14 protein-coding genes are annotated in these 15,742 nt (G+C 41.7%); 13 read left to right on the forward strand and 1 reads right to left on the reverse strand.

Annotation, left to right across the window (positions count from 1 at the left end; translation table 11 throughout):
- The first annotated feature begins 549 nt into the window (after positions 1-549).
- From mnmA to recD2, 3 genes are all read left to right on the forward strand, one after another.
- The gene (gene mnmA / locus ACYQ2O_RS06520) at positions 550-1,677 is read left to right on the forward strand and encodes a tRNA 2-thiouridine(34) synthase MnmA (protein ID WP_346024734.1); all 1,128 of its coding nucleotides are present in this window, start codon (positions 550-552) and stop codon (positions 1,675-1,677) included.
- Positions 1,678-1,881: 204 nt separating this feature from the next.
- Positions 1,882-2,637, forward strand: coding sequence for an AraC family transcriptional regulator (locus ACYQ2O_RS06525; RefSeq protein ID WP_346024733.1), 756 nt, complete (start codon positions 1,882-1,884; stop codon positions 2,635-2,637).
- Between the two features lie 55 nt (positions 2,638-2,692).
- Positions 2,693-5,092 (forward strand): SF1B family DNA helicase RecD2, encoded by a 2,400-nt coding sequence (gene recD2, locus ACYQ2O_RS06530; protein WP_459796245.1) that lies wholly within the window; start codon positions 2,693-2,695, stop codon positions 5,090-5,092.
- Positions 5,093-5,157: 65 nt separating this feature from the next.
- On the opposite strand, the gene ACYQ2O_RS06535 is transcribed toward recD2, so the two are convergent.
- A complete protein-coding gene (locus tag ACYQ2O_RS06535) occupies positions 5,158-6,072 on the reverse strand; it encodes a diacylglycerol/lipid kinase family protein (protein WP_459796247.1) in 915 nt (304 codons plus the stop codon).
- A 185-nt stretch (positions 6,073-6,257) separates the two neighbouring features.
- Here ACYQ2O_RS06535 and ACYQ2O_RS06540 point away from each other — a divergent pair, with 185 nt between their 5' ends.
- From ACYQ2O_RS06540 to ACYQ2O_RS06585, 10 genes are all read left to right on the forward strand, one after another.
- Complete coding sequence (locus ACYQ2O_RS06540) at positions 6,258-7,151, forward strand: YitT family protein (protein ID WP_346024730.1); 894 nt, start codon at positions 6,258-6,260, stop codon at positions 7,149-7,151.
- A gap of 322 nt (positions 7,152-7,473) precedes the next feature.
- The gene (alaS, locus tag ACYQ2O_RS06545; RefSeq protein ID WP_459796248.1) at positions 7,474-10,122 is read left to right on the forward strand and encodes an alanine--tRNA ligase; all 2,649 of its coding nucleotides are present in this window, start codon (positions 7,474-7,476) and stop codon (positions 10,120-10,122) included.
- A 157-nt stretch (positions 10,123-10,279) separates the two neighbouring features.
- Positions 10,280-10,537, forward strand: coding sequence for an IreB family regulatory phosphoprotein (locus tag ACYQ2O_RS06550; RefSeq protein WP_459796249.1), 258 nt, complete (start codon positions 10,280-10,282; stop codon positions 10,535-10,537).
- Positions 10,538-10,960 (forward strand): Holliday junction resolvase RuvX, encoded by a 423-nt coding sequence (gene ruvX, locus ACYQ2O_RS06555; protein WP_459796251.1) that lies wholly within the window; start codon positions 10,538-10,540, stop codon positions 10,958-10,960.
- 16 nt (positions 10,961-10,976) lie between these two features.
- On the forward strand, positions 10,977-11,282 hold the full coding sequence (locus ACYQ2O_RS06560; RefSeq protein WP_346024726.1) for a DUF1292 domain-containing protein: 306 nt from the start codon (positions 10,977-10,979) through the stop codon (positions 11,280-11,282).
- Between the two features lie 180 nt (positions 11,283-11,462).
- Entirely contained in the window at positions 11,463-12,548 is a 1,086-nt protein-coding gene (gene mltG, locus ACYQ2O_RS06565; protein ID WP_459796252.1) for an endolytic transglycosylase MltG, read from the forward strand.
- A gap of 80 nt (positions 12,549-12,628) precedes the next feature.
- Complete coding sequence (gene udk, locus ACYQ2O_RS06570; protein WP_459796254.1) at positions 12,629-13,267, forward strand: uridine kinase; 639 nt, start codon at positions 12,629-12,631, stop codon at positions 13,265-13,267.
- 158 nt (positions 13,268-13,425) lie between these two features.
- Positions 13,426-13,899, forward strand: coding sequence for a transcription elongation factor GreA (gene greA / locus ACYQ2O_RS06575; RefSeq protein ID WP_459796257.1), 474 nt, complete (start codon positions 13,426-13,428; stop codon positions 13,897-13,899).
- A gap of 141 nt (positions 13,900-14,040) precedes the next feature.
- Positions 14,041-14,778 carry a cell wall-active antibiotics response protein LiaF gene (gene liaF, locus ACYQ2O_RS06580; protein ID WP_459796255.1) on the forward strand — a complete coding sequence of 246 codons (738 nt, stop codon included), beginning with the start codon at positions 14,041-14,043 and terminating at the stop codon, positions 14,776-14,778.
- Positions 14,775-15,626, forward strand: a complete 852-nt coding sequence (locus tag ACYQ2O_RS06585) for a sensor histidine kinase (RefSeq protein WP_459796256.1) — start codon at positions 14,775-14,777, stop codon at positions 15,624-15,626. The genes liaF and ACYQ2O_RS06585 overlap by 4 nt, the downstream gene beginning before the upstream one ends.
- The last annotated feature ends 116 nt before the right edge of the window (positions 15,627-15,742 follow it).

Genomic DNA, 15,742 nt, shown 5'->3' on the forward strand with positions numbered 1-15,742 from the left:
GGACTGCCTTTTGAGCCTACCCATATCCGATTCCTCTGTCTGCATGAAATCTGTGCAGACAAGAATGGAGTTCGTAGGAAGCCCCCACTTCAAAATCCGGAGGATTTAAGTGGTGGGTAGTTCACTGACAGCTTATTGATTTAGAGAATAGTTTACTTCCACTATAGAGACTCTAGTGGAAGTTTTACTACCTAAGAAGGCTTAAACTACAGCTATAGCCCTTCTGGTGACATTTTCCCAGACGATCGAATCTGTAAGGTATAACTAGATCGCGTCTAGTTATACCTGTTGGAAAAACTGAGCCATACAGGTCCAGCTAAATAGTCTGTAATGACAGATAATCAAGCGAATAACGGAACAAACTGACGACAGAACCGATACAGTTAAGGTAATCAATACCATATGAAACCTTATTTCATAAGAATCTCCTAAAAAAGTCCGGGATGACTTGATTTCTTCTTTTTAGTAAGTATAATGAAACAGACTGGAAACTTACGAACCTTCAATTCGTGCAAGTGTACAGAATTTAATTGAAATGATGGTGAAGTGATGACAAATGCTAACAGCAATACTAGAGTAGTCGTCGGAATGAGTGGTGGAGTAGATTCCTCTGTGACGGCGTTATTATTGAAAGAACAAGGCTACGATGTAGTCGGCGTATTTATGAAAAACTGGGATGATACTGACGAGAATGGGGTCTGTACGGCTACTGAAGACTACAAAGATGTCGCTCTGGTAGCGAACAAAATCGGCGTGCCCTATTATTCAATCAATTTTGAAAAAGAGTACTGGGACAAAGTCTTTTCTTACTTCCTTGAAGAATATAAAAGCGGGAGAACACCTAATCCTGATGTCATGTGTAACAAAGAAATCAAATTCAAGGCGTTCCTAGATTATGCTATGAGTCTGGGTGCAGACTATGTGGCTACGGGACACTATGCTAGAGTCAGACGCGAGGAAGATGGAACAACACATCTGTTAAGAGGAGTCGATTCCAATAAGGATCAGACTTACTTCCTTAATCAGCTGTCACAGGATCAGTTGTCCCGAGTGATGTTCCCTCTTGGTGAGATGGACAAAAGTGAAGTCAGAAAAATCGCTGAGGAAGCAGATCTGGCGACTGCCAGGAAAAAAGATTCGACTGGAATCTGCTTTATCGGAGAAAAGAACTTTAAAGAGTTCCTGATGAACTATCTTCCAGCTCAGCCTGGACAAATGGTGACTGAAGATGGTGATGTAATGGGGCAGCACGATGGATTGATGTACTACACGATCGGTCAGAGAAAAGGATTAGGTATTGGTGGAAACGGAACGTCTAATGAGCCATGGTTCGTTATCGGTAAAAATCTTGAAACTAACGAGCTGATCGTTGGACAAGGCTTTACTCATCCGCACCTGTATGCGACTCATCTGACAGCGAGTCAGTTTTCTTTTACAACGACTCAGGAGCTGCCTGAGACATTCGACTGTACAGCTAAGTTCAGATACCGCCAGACAGACGTCAAGGTTACGGTAGACTGGAACAAAGAAGATAATACGGCCGTTGTTACCTTCGATGAACCGGCCAGAGCGATCACACCCGGACAAGCTATTGTCTTTTATGATGGAGATGTCTGTCTTGGAGGCGGTCTGATCGATAAAGCATACAAGGAATCCGAACTGCTTCAATATATTTAAGACGCATTACTTAAGACCATGAGAAACTGACAGTCCCTGCCTGATTAATAGTGTCAGGGAGAATACTGGACCAGCTGCTCCTGGTCTTTTTTGCATTAATTGTCTATTGCTCTAGGACCTTTAGCCACAATGTGATCTCATCATTTATGATAGAAGTAAAATAAGGTATAATTAAAAGCGAACTTCGGAGGGAGGGGAACTTGTATGTATTTTTTTGAGAAGCATGGGATGGATGAGACGCAGACATTTAATTATGCTGAACTGATAAACAGTTCCTTTCCATTACATTTTCATAGAGCTTATGAAATTATCATAGTTGAACAAGGGGAAATGACTGTCAAGATCGAAGGGAAATCTTATTATCTTTCAGAAGACGAAGGAGTATTCATTTTTCCTAATCAGCTTCACGAACTGATTACTGAGAATCAGTCCCACTGCAGGCTCCTGATCTTTTCTCCTGAAATGGTCAAAGACTTTTATTCAATGTACAAGCATGCTGTTCCTGATAACAACACAATAACAGTGAATGCCGATATTAAAAAGGAGAATATGACGTCTGTTTTTTCACAGAAAAGCATTCTTTATAAATTCTGTGACGAACTTACACGATCCACGACTTTCAGTCAGCGGATCCTTCCGTCAAAAACAAAAATCATTCAAACTATTCTCCTTTACATTGAGGAGCATTACTATGAGGACTGCACCCTCAAGACGGTGGCTCAGGACATTCAGTACGACTATGCTTATCTTTCCAAGCTTTTTTACCAGTACACCGGTATGTCATTTACGGAATACTTGAACCGATACAGAATTACACAGGCGGTTTATTTTTTGAACAGCACAGACCTGCCAGTGAAGGAAATTGCGCATCAATGCGGCTACAATACATTAAGAACTTTCAATAGAAATTTTAAATTATATCAGTACAGTTCACCGACCGATTACAGAAACAAGCGCTAGACGGAGTGGTGAACAGGGATTTATCATCTGAATTACATAGAGAGGAGGGATCGGCATGCAGCAGAATCTTTTTGATAAAGGAAACGAACATTTTGTCACGGGTGAAGTATTATCCATCTACTATTCCAATCCCTCAAATTTTTATAAAGTGATGCTGATCAGCGTGAACGAATCGAGTGACACGCTCAAGGAGAAGGAACTGGTTATTACCGGGAATTTTGGTCAGATTCAGGAAGGGGATCAGTACAAATTTATCGGCAAGTGGACAGATCATCCGAAATATGGTGTTCAGTTTCAGTCGATTAAATATCTGAAAGAGAAACCATCCAGTGAAGAAGCGATTGTCGCTTATCTGTCAAGCCCGCGGTTCAAAGGAATCGGTAAAAAGAGTGCGCAGGCGGTGGTCAACCACTTAGGGATTCACTGTATCGACAGGATTTTGGAGGACGAGTCAGTTCTGGACACAATTTCAGAACTTAACAGCAAAAAAAGACAGCAGCTGATTACCGTGCTGGATAAGGAGCAGGGCATGCAGAAAATCATCATTGCACTGAATGATTTCGGTCTCTCCAATCAGCTGGCCTATAAGGTATATCAGCGTTTCGAAGGCAATACGTTAAGTACGATACAGAAGAACCCGTATATCCTGATCGAAGAAATTGAAGGTATAGGATTTAACCGGGCGGATGCCATTGCTGAAGAAATGGGGATTGAAGGGGATTCGCTGGAAAGAATCAAAGCCGGCATCCTATATACGCTGGAAGAACAGACGATGAAAAGCGGGGATACATTTGTAGATGCGGAATATCTGCTGAAGCATACGATCGAAATCCTTGAAAAAAGTCGTCCGTTTTTGATCAATCCTGATAAAGTAGCAGAAGTCGTAATCGAACTGGTGGAAGATCAGGCAGTCATTAAAGACGAAACTCGGTTTTATCTCCCGTCACTTTATGCATCCGAGTGGGGCATTGCGAATGCATTCGACCGACTGCTCGATGAAGGAACAGATGATGAAGATGACAAACGTATCGATAAGGCCATCGATGAGTTTGAGTTCAGACGAAGCATTGCTCTGGGAGACTCTCAGAAAAAGGCTGTAAGAGATGCTCTGAAGTCCCCAGTATTTGTTCTGACAGGAGGGCCGGGGACAGGGAAGACGACTGTTCTCGAGGTCATTGTTTCTGTTTTTGCTGAACTGAATGAGTTGAGTCTGGATCCGGATGATTACAGTGGTCAACCATTTCCGGTGCTGTTGGCTGCTCCAACGGGACGAGCAGCAAAACGAATGAAAGAAACGACAGGCCTGCCTGCGTCAACTATCCATCGTCTGCTCGGGCTGACTGGATCTGATGATGAAGAAGAGTTGCAGGAATCAGAGAAAGTGTTAAAAGGCTCATTACTGATCATTGATGAAATGTCGATGGTAGACACATGGCTGGCCTATCAGTTGCTTAAAGCTGTTCCTGACGACATGAAAGTGATAATGGTCGGTGATAAGGACCAGCTTCCTTCAGTAGGACCCGGTCAGGTACTGAAGGATATCCTTGACAGTAATGTTGTTCCTTTTCAGGAGCTGACAGATATTTACCGACAGGGCATCGATTCGTCAATTGTTACGCTCGCCCATGAAATAAAAAAAGGCGCTCTTCCTGAAGATTTCAGTGAAAAGAAGCAGGACCGTAATTTTTTCACCTGCAGTACCCAGAAGGTTCAGGACGTCGTCACTCTGCTGGTCTCAAAAGCGATCGAAAAAGGATATACCTCTCAGCAGATACAGGTACTGGCACCTATCTATAAAGGCGCAGCAGGGATAAACGAACTGAACAAGCTTCTACAGAACCTGTTCAACCCTGGATCTAAACGAAAAAAAGAGGTCAAGCAGCCTGATGGTGTTTACCGGGTAGGGGACAAGGTGCTTCAGCTAGTCAACGATCCGGAAAGAAATGTATTTAACGGTGATATGGGATATATCGTAGGGATAGTTTCAGCTAAAGAATCAGAACTTAATGCGGAAGAACTCGTCATTGATTTCGATGGCACAGAAGTATCTTATCCTAGGGCGGAATGGAACAAGATTACCTTGGCTTACTGCTGTTCTGTACATAAATCACAGGGCAGTGAATATGATATGGTTATTCTGCCGCTAGTATTTGGCTATGGCAGGATGCTGAAAAAGGATATTGTCTATACTGCAATAACCCGAGCCAGTCAAACGCTGCTTCTATGTGGAGAGCGTCGGGCATTTGAAAAAAGCATCACTGAGCATACGACTTCCCGGCAGACATCTCTTGCAATGAGGCTTTCATCACTATCTGAAGAAAGCACACAAGAAAAAGAAGATAACTCAGATGGAGAACGCGATGATGAAGAAAAGAATGTTTACATCCTTACACCTGAAGCGGTCGACTCATTCAGTATCGATCCGATGATTGGCATGGAACAGTGTCAGCCCTAATAATAGCCCCCCTTGCGTCTGGAGTTCCTGTTAGCTGGGGGGCTGTAGCTGTAATTATAGGATTGTCAGACCCAGAAATGTTGTTTGATCGTATCGATTGTAATCGAGTGAGTATGTTTCTCTATAAGTTCGCCATCACGCTGGCCGTACTGAGGCGTATCGAACTTCAACGTACAGGACTTTACTCGGTAAGCATGTATCTTTTTATGAGACAGATGAGACTCACTGGATAATATTCTATATAAAATCTGAAGAAGTTCCAGGAAACTGACTTTATCAGCAATTACGATATCGATGTACTGATCTTGCGGATCTGCCAGTGGATGAATCGGAATGCCTCCGCCAAAATACTTATTGTTGGCACAGACGATAAGAAGAATTTCGTCGAATGACAGATTCAGACTTTCACTATGAATACTCATGGAAAATGATTTCTGAGCGAAATAGGCTGAAATAACAGACAGTAAATAAGAAAACTTTCCAGCGGTCTTCTTTTTTTTGTTGTTATCAAGTTTGGCAATTACCATGCCGTCGATACCAAAACCCAAACTGTTTACTGCAATAAGATTTTCGGCGTCGGACACTCCTGTTATGACGTCAAGCTCTGTTTCTTCAGCTTTTGAGAGTATCCGTTCAAGAGATATTTCGATCGATCTGGATAAGTCATGAGAACGGGCAAAGTCATTTCCTGACCCAGTAGGCAGATAAGAAACGGCTCGTTTCTTAGCCGATCTGCAGATGCCTTCAACTACTTCATTTAATGTCCCGTCACCACCTACAGCAATGATAAGACAGTCGTCAGCCTTTTCATCTGAAAAAGTACAGGCGAGCTCTACCGCATGCCGCTTATATTGCGTTGTATGTATTTCATAAGTAAGAGAATACCTAAGCATATGGCCTCTAATTGCTTTCTTTGTATGTTTGCCTTTTCGTGAAAACTCGTTGACTATAAAAATTAGATGAGTATAATTGCCAGCCATTTCAGTCACCAACTCTATTTGATATAGCTATAGTATACGTTAAAATAATAATTTTGTAAGGATATTTTGAGTTTAATAAGATTTTTGACAAACTGACCTGATAGTGGTTGTTACTTCTTTGCTAGACATGTTAAAATAGGCTAGTTGCAATCAAAATGAACAAATACCCTATTAGGAGGAATAAAATGTTACGAGTAGCAAAACGATACACATTGAGTGCGGTGGATTATGTCTATATCATTTTCGGGTCTTTTCTGACAGCTATAGCCTTCCAGGTCTTCCTGCTTCCAAATAATATCGTATCAGGAGGCGTATCTGGTCTGTCCATCGCAGCCAATGCCATGTTCGGATGGAGTCCGTCGCTGTTCCAGTATTCACTAAATATACCGCTGCTCGTACTCTGTTTTGTTCTTCTGGGAAAAGCTGCCGGGTATAAAACGATTCTCGGCAGCCTGCTGTTGCCCTTCTTTTTGAGCTTCATTGGTCACTTTCCTGCGCTGACTTCTGATCCACTTCTGGCGGCACTGTTCGGTGGGGGACTGACTGGACTGGGTGTCGGAATCGTATTCCGTGCAAAAGCGTCAACAGGAGGTACAAGCATAATTGTACAGATCCTTTATCAGTTCCTTCATTTGCAGCTGGGACTGAGCACCATCATGGTAGATGGTTTGGTGATCCTGATCGCTCTTCTGGTATTTGATGTAGAAACAGTCATGTATTCACTAATTGCTCTGTTCATCGTATCTCGTACGATTGACTTGGTTCAGCTCGGCTTTAACAGAAACAAAAATGTCTTCATTATCTCTGATAACCCACAGGATATCAGAGAAGAGATTCTGCACACGATGCAGCGCGGTGTTACAAATCTGGGCATTCGTGGTGGATATGGAAATACTGACAAGGAAATGCTGATGGCAGTAATTCAGGAAAGAGAATTCACTCTGCTTAAAGAAACCGTGCTTAAAGCTGATGCGGATGCATTCGTCGTGGCCATGCCGGCAAGCGAAGTGCTCGGAAGAGGGTTCAGCCTGGAAAAATACTTTATTCATCATGAGACAGACCGGACAGATGATGAATAAGATAGAAAAACTGTCAGGTCAAGCATATTGACTGGAGAAGGAAACTGCGCTATACTTTTATCAATTGAAAAGGTCATGCTGAAGGTATAAAAAGTTAGAGAGACATTCACTCCGGTGAAAGAATGTCAGAAGTCTTTGGTGCTCCCTTTTAACTCTGCATAAGAAATTATGCCGCTTTCTCGGCGTTAACGAGACTGAAGAGGTAATGACTGGCTGAATAGAAGTTATTGCAAACAAGGTGGTACCGCGTAATCACGTCCTTGTGTGCAGTAACTGTATTCAGTCTTTTTTTATGGCATTAAAAATTGAAAGGACGAGTCGAATGAAAAAATTAACTAGTGCAGAACTAAGACAGATGTATCTTGATTTCTTTAAAGAAAAGGGACATAAAATAGAAAAAAGTGCATCGCTGGTACCTGTGGAGGATCCCTCATTACTGTGGGTGAACTCCGGAGTAGCAACGATGAAGAAATATTTTGACGGTACGGTCAAACCTGAAAACCCACGCATTGCTAGTTCACAGAAGAGTATCAGAACAAACGATATTGAAAATGTCGGAGTAACTGCCAGACACCATACCTTATTTGAAATGCTTGGAAACTTTTCGATCGGTGATTACTTCAAGAAAGAAGCAATCATCTGGGCATGGGAATTTCTGACTGACGAGAAATGGATGGCGCTTGATCCGGAGAAACTTTATGTGACGATCTATCCGGATGATGAGGAAGCAGAACGGATCTGGAAAGAAGAAGTCGGACTCGATACATCTCATATCGTTAAAGAAGAAGGAAACTTCTGGGATATTGGTGAAGGCCCGTGTGGACCAAACTCTGAGATCTTCTATGACAGGGGAGAGGCCTTCAACGACCTCCCTGAAGGGCATGAAGAGAATTATCCTGGTGGAGAAAATGAACGCTGGCTTGAAATCTGGAACCTGGTCTTCTCGCAGTTCAATCATAAACCTAATGATGTCTATGACCCGCTTCCAAACAAGAACATCGATACAGGAATGGGTCTTGAACGTATGCTGTCCATTCTTCAGGACACACCAACTAACTTTGAAACAGATCTGTTCATGCCGATCATTGAACATGTAGAGGCTATTTCAGGCAAGTCCTATAAAGATAATGCAGAATCAAAAGTCAGCTTCAAAGTCATTGCCGATCATGTACGTGCATTGTCATTTGCGATCAGCGACGGCGCATTGCCTTCCAACGAAGGAAGAGGGTATGTCTTAAGACGACTGCTTAGAAGAAGTGTCATGCATGGCAGACGACTATCTATCGAGAAGCCTTTTCTCTCTGAACTTGTTCCTGTTGTGGCTTCGATCATGAAGGAACATTACCCAGAAGTTGATAATGCAGTCGAATTCATTTCAAAAGTCATTTTGAATGAAGAGGAACGTTTCCTTGAGACGCTGGCTGCCGGACTGGATAAAGTAAATGAACTGGTCGACACGTTAAAAGAAGCTGATCAGACTGTTTTATCTGGAAAAGATGTCTTCCAGCTATACGATACATTTGGATTCCCGGTGGAACTGACTGAAGAAGTTGTAAGTGAACAGAATCTGACAATCAATTATCCTGAATTTGAAGAAGAAATGTCTAAACAGAAAGAGCGGGCAAGAGCTGCACGTCAGGCTGAAGGATCGATGGCTGTTCAGTCTTCTCTGTTAAGTGATCTGAAAATCAAGAGTGAGTTCACTGGGTATACTGAAGACGAAGAAGTAAGCAAGCTGACGAGAATCATTAAAGACGAAGCTTTTGTTGACAGTGTGTCTTCCGGTGACTCAGCCCAGCTCATATTCAGTGCTTCTCCTTTCTATCCTGAAAAAGGTGGACAAGTTGGAGACAGCGGGCTGATATTGGACCAGAACAGCACCGTTCTGGCAGAAGTAAGTACAGTGAAATCCGGCCCAGATGGGCAGCCTGTTCATATCGCTTCAGTTAGACAGACTCTAGCTGTCGATCAGGAATACAAACTGGTTATTGACAGAAAACGTCGCCGGCTGATCGAACGAAATCATACAGCTACTCACCTTCTCCACCGGGCACTGAAAGATGTTCTGGGGGATCACGCTAATCAGGCAGGGTCATTAGTTGAAGAAAATCATCTGCGTTTTGACTTTACCCATTTTGGGCAAGTCACAGATGATGAGCTTAAGCAAATGGAACAAATCGTCAACGAAAAGATTCAGGAAAATCTTATTGTTGAAACTGTTGAGACTACACTTGAAAAGGCGAAGGAACTTGGAGCAATGGCACTGTTCGGAGAGAAATATGGGAAGAATGTCAGAGTAGTCATGATCGGTGATTTTTCTAAAGAGTTATGTGGAGGCACACATGTAAAAAGTACAGCGGAAATCGGGTTGTTTAAAATCACTTCTGAAGCTGGTATAGGAGCAGGCACAAGAAGAATTACTGCACTGACCAGCGAGGGAGCGTATCAGTGGATGGAAGAGCAGCTGAGAGTACTGAATGAAGCATCAAGATTAATGAAAGTTCAATCCGTTCATGAAGTCCCTTCCCGAATCGAAGGCCTGTTTAAAGAGCTTAAAGAATTGAACCAAGCCAACGAATCGCTGCATTCAAGGCTGGCTAATGCACAGGCGGAAGAAGTGTTTACTCGTGTACAGGACGCTGGCCAGTTGACATTTATTTCAGAAGAAATCAAGGCGAAAGATATGAGTCAGTTGAGACAACTTTCAGACAAGTGGAAACAGGAAGGATATTCCGATGTACTTGTTCTAGGCTTGAGAAACGAAGAAAAAGTCAACTTGATTGTTTCCATGAATCAGAAAGCAGTTGACCTGGGACTTAAGGCTGGAGATCTTATCAAGGCAATCTCTCCGTATGTGAACGGCGGCGGTGGAGGCCGACCGGACTTTGCTCAGGCAGGAGGAAAAAAACCTGAAGGTCTTAAGCAGGCATTATCAGAAGTATCTGACTGGATAAAAGGACAGCTCAGTTAATAAAACATTATAATTCAACTCATATTTATTCCGACATGTAAATGATATCCAGATTACATTGTACTTTGACCTGATTTCTAGTAAAATATAATCAGATAGAAACTTATGAAAACAGTTCAATAAGTTTTTTTACGGAAAAGTATGGAGGGAACAACTAATGACTTCAAATGACCATACCGTTCGATTTAACGTTAAAAATGTTGACGAACACAGTGTAGAAGATACATTGAAATTAGTATACAGAGCTCTGGAAGAAAAAGGATATAATCCGATCAATCAGATTGTCGGCTATCTGCTGTCTGGAGATCCTGCTTATATTCCAAGACACAATGATGCGCGTAATCTGATAAAACGACATGAACGTGATGAAGTACTGGAAGAACTGGTGACACATTACCTAAAGAGTGAGAAATAGATGAGGGTAATGGGGCTGGATGTCGGTTCCAAGACGGTAGGTGTTGCAGTCAGTGATCTTTTCGGATGGACCGCTCAGGGAATAGAGACGGTTCAGATCAGAGAAGCAAAAAATGAACTGGGATTCGATCGTCTGAAAGAGTTGATCGACGAATATGAGATAGAGAAAATAGTTGTAGGTCTTCCGAAAAATATGGATGGTTCAATCGGGCAACGGGCTGAACAGTCCTTGTTCTACGGCGAACAGCTTGAAACTCTATTTGGACTTCCGGTGATCTATCAGGATGAACGTCTAACGACTATGCAGGCAACACGTATGCTGATTGAAGAGGGAAATACATCCAGAAAAAAAAGAAAAAAAGTAATAGACAAGCTGGCGGCAGTGATGATTCTTCAGAATTATCTCGATCAGCAGTCAAAATAATCGAGGAGGCACAAACATGACAAACGACCATAACCATGATCATGAACACGAGCACGAATATATTACAATCATAGATGAAGAGGGGAACGAAGATCTTTACGAAATTCTTTTCACTTTCGACTCTGAAGATTTTGACAAATCATACGTACTTGTCTTCCCATCAGGCACTAGTGAAGGAGAAGAAGTTGAATTATCAGCTTTTTCTTATAAAGAAGCAGACGGTGGACTGGAAGGTACACTGAGTGCTATCGAAACAGATGAAGAATGGGAAATGATCGAAGAGGTTCTCAATACATTCATCAGTGACGAAGAAGCCGATTAATTAATCGTAAAATCAGGATGGAGAAACTCTCCATCCTTTTTTTCTGAACTGAATTTCAAAATATTGGTTAACTCTCTTTTATGCTTATGGGCACAAGCTAGCCAAAATAAATGTTTCGCTTGTATTGCAATTTGTGTATAATGATAGAGATAACTTACACAGGTAAAGGATGGACAGTTTATGCCCAACAGACAATCTACTCAAACAGTAAGGAAAATTGTTCTGAGTATTGTTTCTATATTAATCATACTACTGATTATACTAGTGGTATCGGGGTATCATTATTATACGACCTCCCTGGAACCACTGGAAGCTGAAAGCAATGAGGATGTTCCTGTTGAGATTCCCATCGGATCATCAAGAACGGATATTGCACGTATTCTGGAAGAAAACAACATCATTCGAAGCGCCTTTGTCTTCAATTACCATTTGAGATTCACGGGTGAAGAAGGGTTTCAGGCCGGGTACTACTTATTCTCTCCATCAATGTCGACTGACGAAATCGTCACCTATTTGCAGGAAGGCGCTACTCCGATCACAGAAGAGTCAACGGGCAGGCTAACTATTCCCGAAGGCTACACGATCGAGCAGGTAGCCATTGTCGTTGAGAATCAGACTGAGTATACTATCGAGGAATTCTTCGAACTGGTAGAAGATGATGCGTTTCTTGAAGCATCAGCGGAACGGTATCCTCAATTGCTTGAAGGAGCCCTGGACCTGAGAGAAGAAACGCTCTATACACTTGAAGGCTACCTTTACCCCGCTACTTATGAAGTATTTGCAGATACTACGCTAGAAGAACTGGTGACCCAGATGCTTGGAAGAATGAACCAAGTTATGGAGCAGTATTATGCGGAAATAGAGGAAAGAGAAACCACAGTGCACGAAATACTTACGATGGCCTCTTTCATAGAACGTGAAGGAATAACTTATGAAGACCGGGAACTCATTTCAGGAGTATTCTATAACCGCCTGGAAATCAACATGCCTCTTCAGACCGATGTGAGTGTCACTTACGCGTTGGGAGAACACCAGGAACGGATCACATATGATGATCTTGAAGTGGACTCGCCGTACAATTTGTATAAACACAGAGGATTAGGACCTGGGCCGGTCAATAACCCGGATGAAGAGTCCATTAGGGCAAGTATGAACCCGGCTGAGACAGATTACATGTTTTTCCTGGCAGATCTATCTACTAGGAAGATATATTTTTCTGAGACATACGAACAGCACCTTGAATATCAAAACAAATATTTAAGATAATAAAAAAGCATTGAGTTCACAAGAGCTCAGTGCTTTTCTTGAGAAAACCATTTAAATAGAAACAGGGAAGGAATTAAAGCATGGACGATAAGAATAAACCAATAGTCATAGGTGTAACAGGAGGTTCCGGAAGTGGAAAAACCAGTGTCAGTCAGGCGATATACAACTATTTCCCTGGGAAGTCCATAATGATGCTGGAACAGGATTCTTATTATAAAAATCAGGATCATTTAAGTTTTGAAGAAAGACTAAAAACCAATTATGATCATCCGTTTGCCTTTGATACTGACCTGCTGATCAATCATCTGAACGAGCTACTAGGTTATAATAGTATCGAAAAACCTGTGTATGATTATACAAAACATACGAGAAGTGGAGAGACAATTACTCAGGATCCTAAAGAAGTAATTATTCTGGAAGGCATACTTATTCTTGAAGATGTCCGCTTAAGAAACCTGATGGATATCAAGCTGTATGTTGATACAGATGACGATATCAGGATCATTCGTCGTATTAAGAGGGACATTGAAGAACGTGGAAGAACACTGGACAGTGTCATCGACCAGTATCTGACAGTGGTCAAACCCATGCATGCTCAATTTATCGAACCAACGAAAAAATATGCAGATCTGATCATCCCTGAAGGGGGAAGAAACCAGGTAGCGATCGATTTAATGACTACAAAGATTCATACAATATTTGAAGAGCGCTCCCTTTAATTAGGGGCGCTTAATTCTTAAAAACGCTTTACAACGTCATATGTTCGTGGTATCTTAGTTCCATTGAGAAATTAGTTGACAGCTCTTTCTTATATTATTTTAACAATTGATTCTAAACAGTAAGATATAAAAGTATTTTTTATGAGGTGAATGAAATGATGACAGAAAAAGTCTATCCAATGACACTAGAAGGCAAAGAAAAGTTAGAAAATGAATTGAACGAACTGAAAACGGTAAAACGTAAAGAGGTCGTCGAGCGAATAAAAATTGCTAGAGGATTCGGAGACCTGTCAGAGAACTCTGAATACGAATCTGCGAAAGATGAACAGGCATTTATTGAAGGACGTATCAGCACGATCGAAAACATGCTTCAGAATGCACAGATCATCGACAGCTCCAACTCCAAGGAGGGTGAAGTCACTCTTGGACGTTCAGTTATCTTTAAAGAACTGCCGGACGGAATCGAGGAAGAGTACACAATCGTTGGAAAAGCAGAAGCAGATCCATTTTCAGGTAAAATTTCCAATGAATCTCCTATAGCGCAGGCGCTTTTAGGGAAGACAGTCGGAGACAAAGTCCAGATTAATACACCTGGCGGAACAATTGAAGTTGAAATCACAAACGTATTTTGATTAACAGGGCTGAAAGGAGAGATTGCCTCTTCTTTCAGCCCTATTTTTATCCAACCTGAGACCGATTTTTCATTGAAGCTAGTGCTATTAAGCTGCTATTTAGATATACTGTAACTATAACAAAGAGGAGGGGAGCTGCTCATGAGTTCTTCTATTTACAAATCGATCATGATTTTACTTTTCGTCTGGCTGTTCTATCAGCTATTTAATACGTGGATGCTTCTCCTGTTCTTTATTGCCGGGTTGTTCTTTCTCCTGCTATACAAGTTCTCCAGGACTGACGACGGGAAAAAGTCACAGTGGCTCTGGACAAGTGTAGTGTTTTTTGCTTTGTCACTTGTATTTACCAGTGCCTTCTGGGCCATTATCAGTGTATTTCTTATAGTAGAGTTCAACTCTGACAGTAAACTTTCACGTACTATAAGGGATCCTTTATTTCGAAGAAATAAATACTGGCATGAGAAGGAGTTTATATCAGTAGAATGGGATGAAGAGACTGAAACAGAAATGAAGTTTACGAGAAACAGATGGTTCGGTGACGACTCGGAAGGAAAAAAAGTTTTCGAGTGGGACGACAAGAATTTCACCAAGATGATGGGAGATACTTTTTTTGATTTAGGTAATACTATTTTACCCAAAAAAGAAAATACTATTATCATCAGAAAAGGGTTCGGAGACACAAAAGTCATTGTACCCAAGGATGTCGCGCTGTCTCTAGATATCAGTCTGACTCTGGGAAAACTGGTTATCGATACAGAAGAATATGACCTCAAGAATGAAACCATAAAGTGGCAGTCGAAGGATTATCAGTCTTCACTTAGAAAGTTGAGGATCGTGGCCAATACGCTTGTCGGTGAAGTAGAGGTGATTTATTTATGAAAAAGTCTCTATCTTTACTGGCAAAATTTTTTATTCTGTATCTGTTTACCTTAGTATTCATAACTATTTTTATTCTGCTCTCCCTATCAGAAAATCAGTGGATAAGCGTATTTTACCAGGCGAATTTCATTGGTATTTCGCTGATCGTTTACCTGATACTTTTCTCATTTGTTCTGTCTGTCAGTACGCTTACTTATCTAAGAGCTTTTGAGAGAAAGAAACTGAGGAAAGTCGAAGAAGGACTAAGAATGATGAGCCAAGGTCATTATTCCGCCTCAATTTTTTTAAATATGTACTCATTGGATACACCGCTGCAGGTGAGCGAAGAAGTCGACAGGCAGTTTCTCAACCTGCATGAAAAACTGATGTTCATGGCTGATCAGGCTTTAAGAAATGCTCAGGAAACCGGCGGAGCGAGCAGTGAAACGAAAGAGGAAATCCTGGAGCAGGAACGGCATCGTATTGCCAGAGAACTGCATGATTCAGTAAGCCAGCAGCTGTTCGCATCCTCAATGATGCTGTCTGCAGTGAATCAGCAGATAGATAACTGTCCTGATTCGATCATCAGACAGCTCCAGATGGTTGAACAGACGATAAATGCCTCACAGACCGAAATGAGGGCGCTGCTTCTTCATCTCAGACCGATCCAGCTTGACGGTAAATCATTGAAGGAGGGGATAGAACAGCTGTTGAAGGAACTGGGGGGGAAGATAGATATCGTTATCCACTATTCAATCGATTCGATTACAATGGCTCAGACCATGGAAGACCACTTTTTCAGGATCATTCAGGAGCTGTTGTCCAATGTACTCAGACATGCCAAAGCAAAGGAACTGGACTATGTGTAAAATAGTTGTCGGAAAGTAAAATAGTAGGGCAAGAAATTAAAGTAGACAAAAAGAAAGAAGACCCTTAATCTAGAGATAACCACAAATCCAGAAAAGAGGTCTTCTTATGAATCAAA

The sequence above is a fragment of the Alkalibacterium sp. m-11 genome, assembly GCF_054658155.1.

Bases quoted from the DNA above. Each gene is read 5' to 3' on its own strand.
- mnmA (WP_346024734.1), top strand. From the start codon at position 550: ATGACAAATGCTAACAGCAATACTAGAGTAGTCGTCGGAATGAGTGGT.
- ACYQ2O_RS06525 (WP_346024733.1), top strand. From the start codon at position 1,882: ATGTATTTTTTTGAGAAGCATGGGATGGATGAGACGCAGACATTTAAT.
- recD2 (WP_459796245.1), top strand. From the start codon at position 2,693: ATGCAGCAGAATCTTTTTGATAAAGGAAACGAACATTTTGTCACGGGT.
- ACYQ2O_RS06535 (WP_459796247.1), bottom strand. From the start codon at position 6,072: ATGGCTGGCAATTATACTCATCTAATTTTTATAGTCAACGAGTTTTCA.
- ACYQ2O_RS06540 (WP_346024730.1), top strand. From the start codon at position 6,258: ATGTTACGAGTAGCAAAACGATACACATTGAGTGCGGTGGATTATGTC.
- alaS (WP_459796248.1), top strand. From the start codon at position 7,474: ATGAAAAAATTAACTAGTGCAGAACTAAGACAGATGTATCTTGATTTC.
- ACYQ2O_RS06550 (WP_459796249.1), top strand. From the start codon at position 10,280: ATGACTTCAAATGACCATACCGTTCGATTTAACGTTAAAAATGTTGAC.
- ruvX (WP_459796251.1), top strand. From the start codon at position 10,538: ATGAGGGTAATGGGGCTGGATGTCGGTTCCAAGACGGTAGGTGTTGCA.
- ACYQ2O_RS06560 (WP_346024726.1), top strand. From the start codon at position 10,977: ATGACAAACGACCATAACCATGATCATGAACACGAGCACGAATATATT.
- mltG (WP_459796252.1), top strand. From the start codon at position 11,463: ATGCCCAACAGACAATCTACTCAAACAGTAAGGAAAATTGTTCTGAGT.
- udk (WP_459796254.1), top strand. From the start codon at position 12,629: ATGGACGATAAGAATAAACCAATAGTCATAGGTGTAACAGGAGGTTCC.
- greA (WP_459796257.1), top strand. From the start codon at position 13,426: ATGACAGAAAAAGTCTATCCAATGACACTAGAAGGCAAAGAAAAGTTA.
- liaF (WP_459796255.1), top strand. From the start codon at position 14,041: ATGAGTTCTTCTATTTACAAATCGATCATGATTTTACTTTTCGTCTGG.
- ACYQ2O_RS06585 (WP_459796256.1), top strand. From the start codon at position 14,775: ATGAAAAAGTCTCTATCTTTACTGGCAAAATTTTTTATTCTGTATCTG.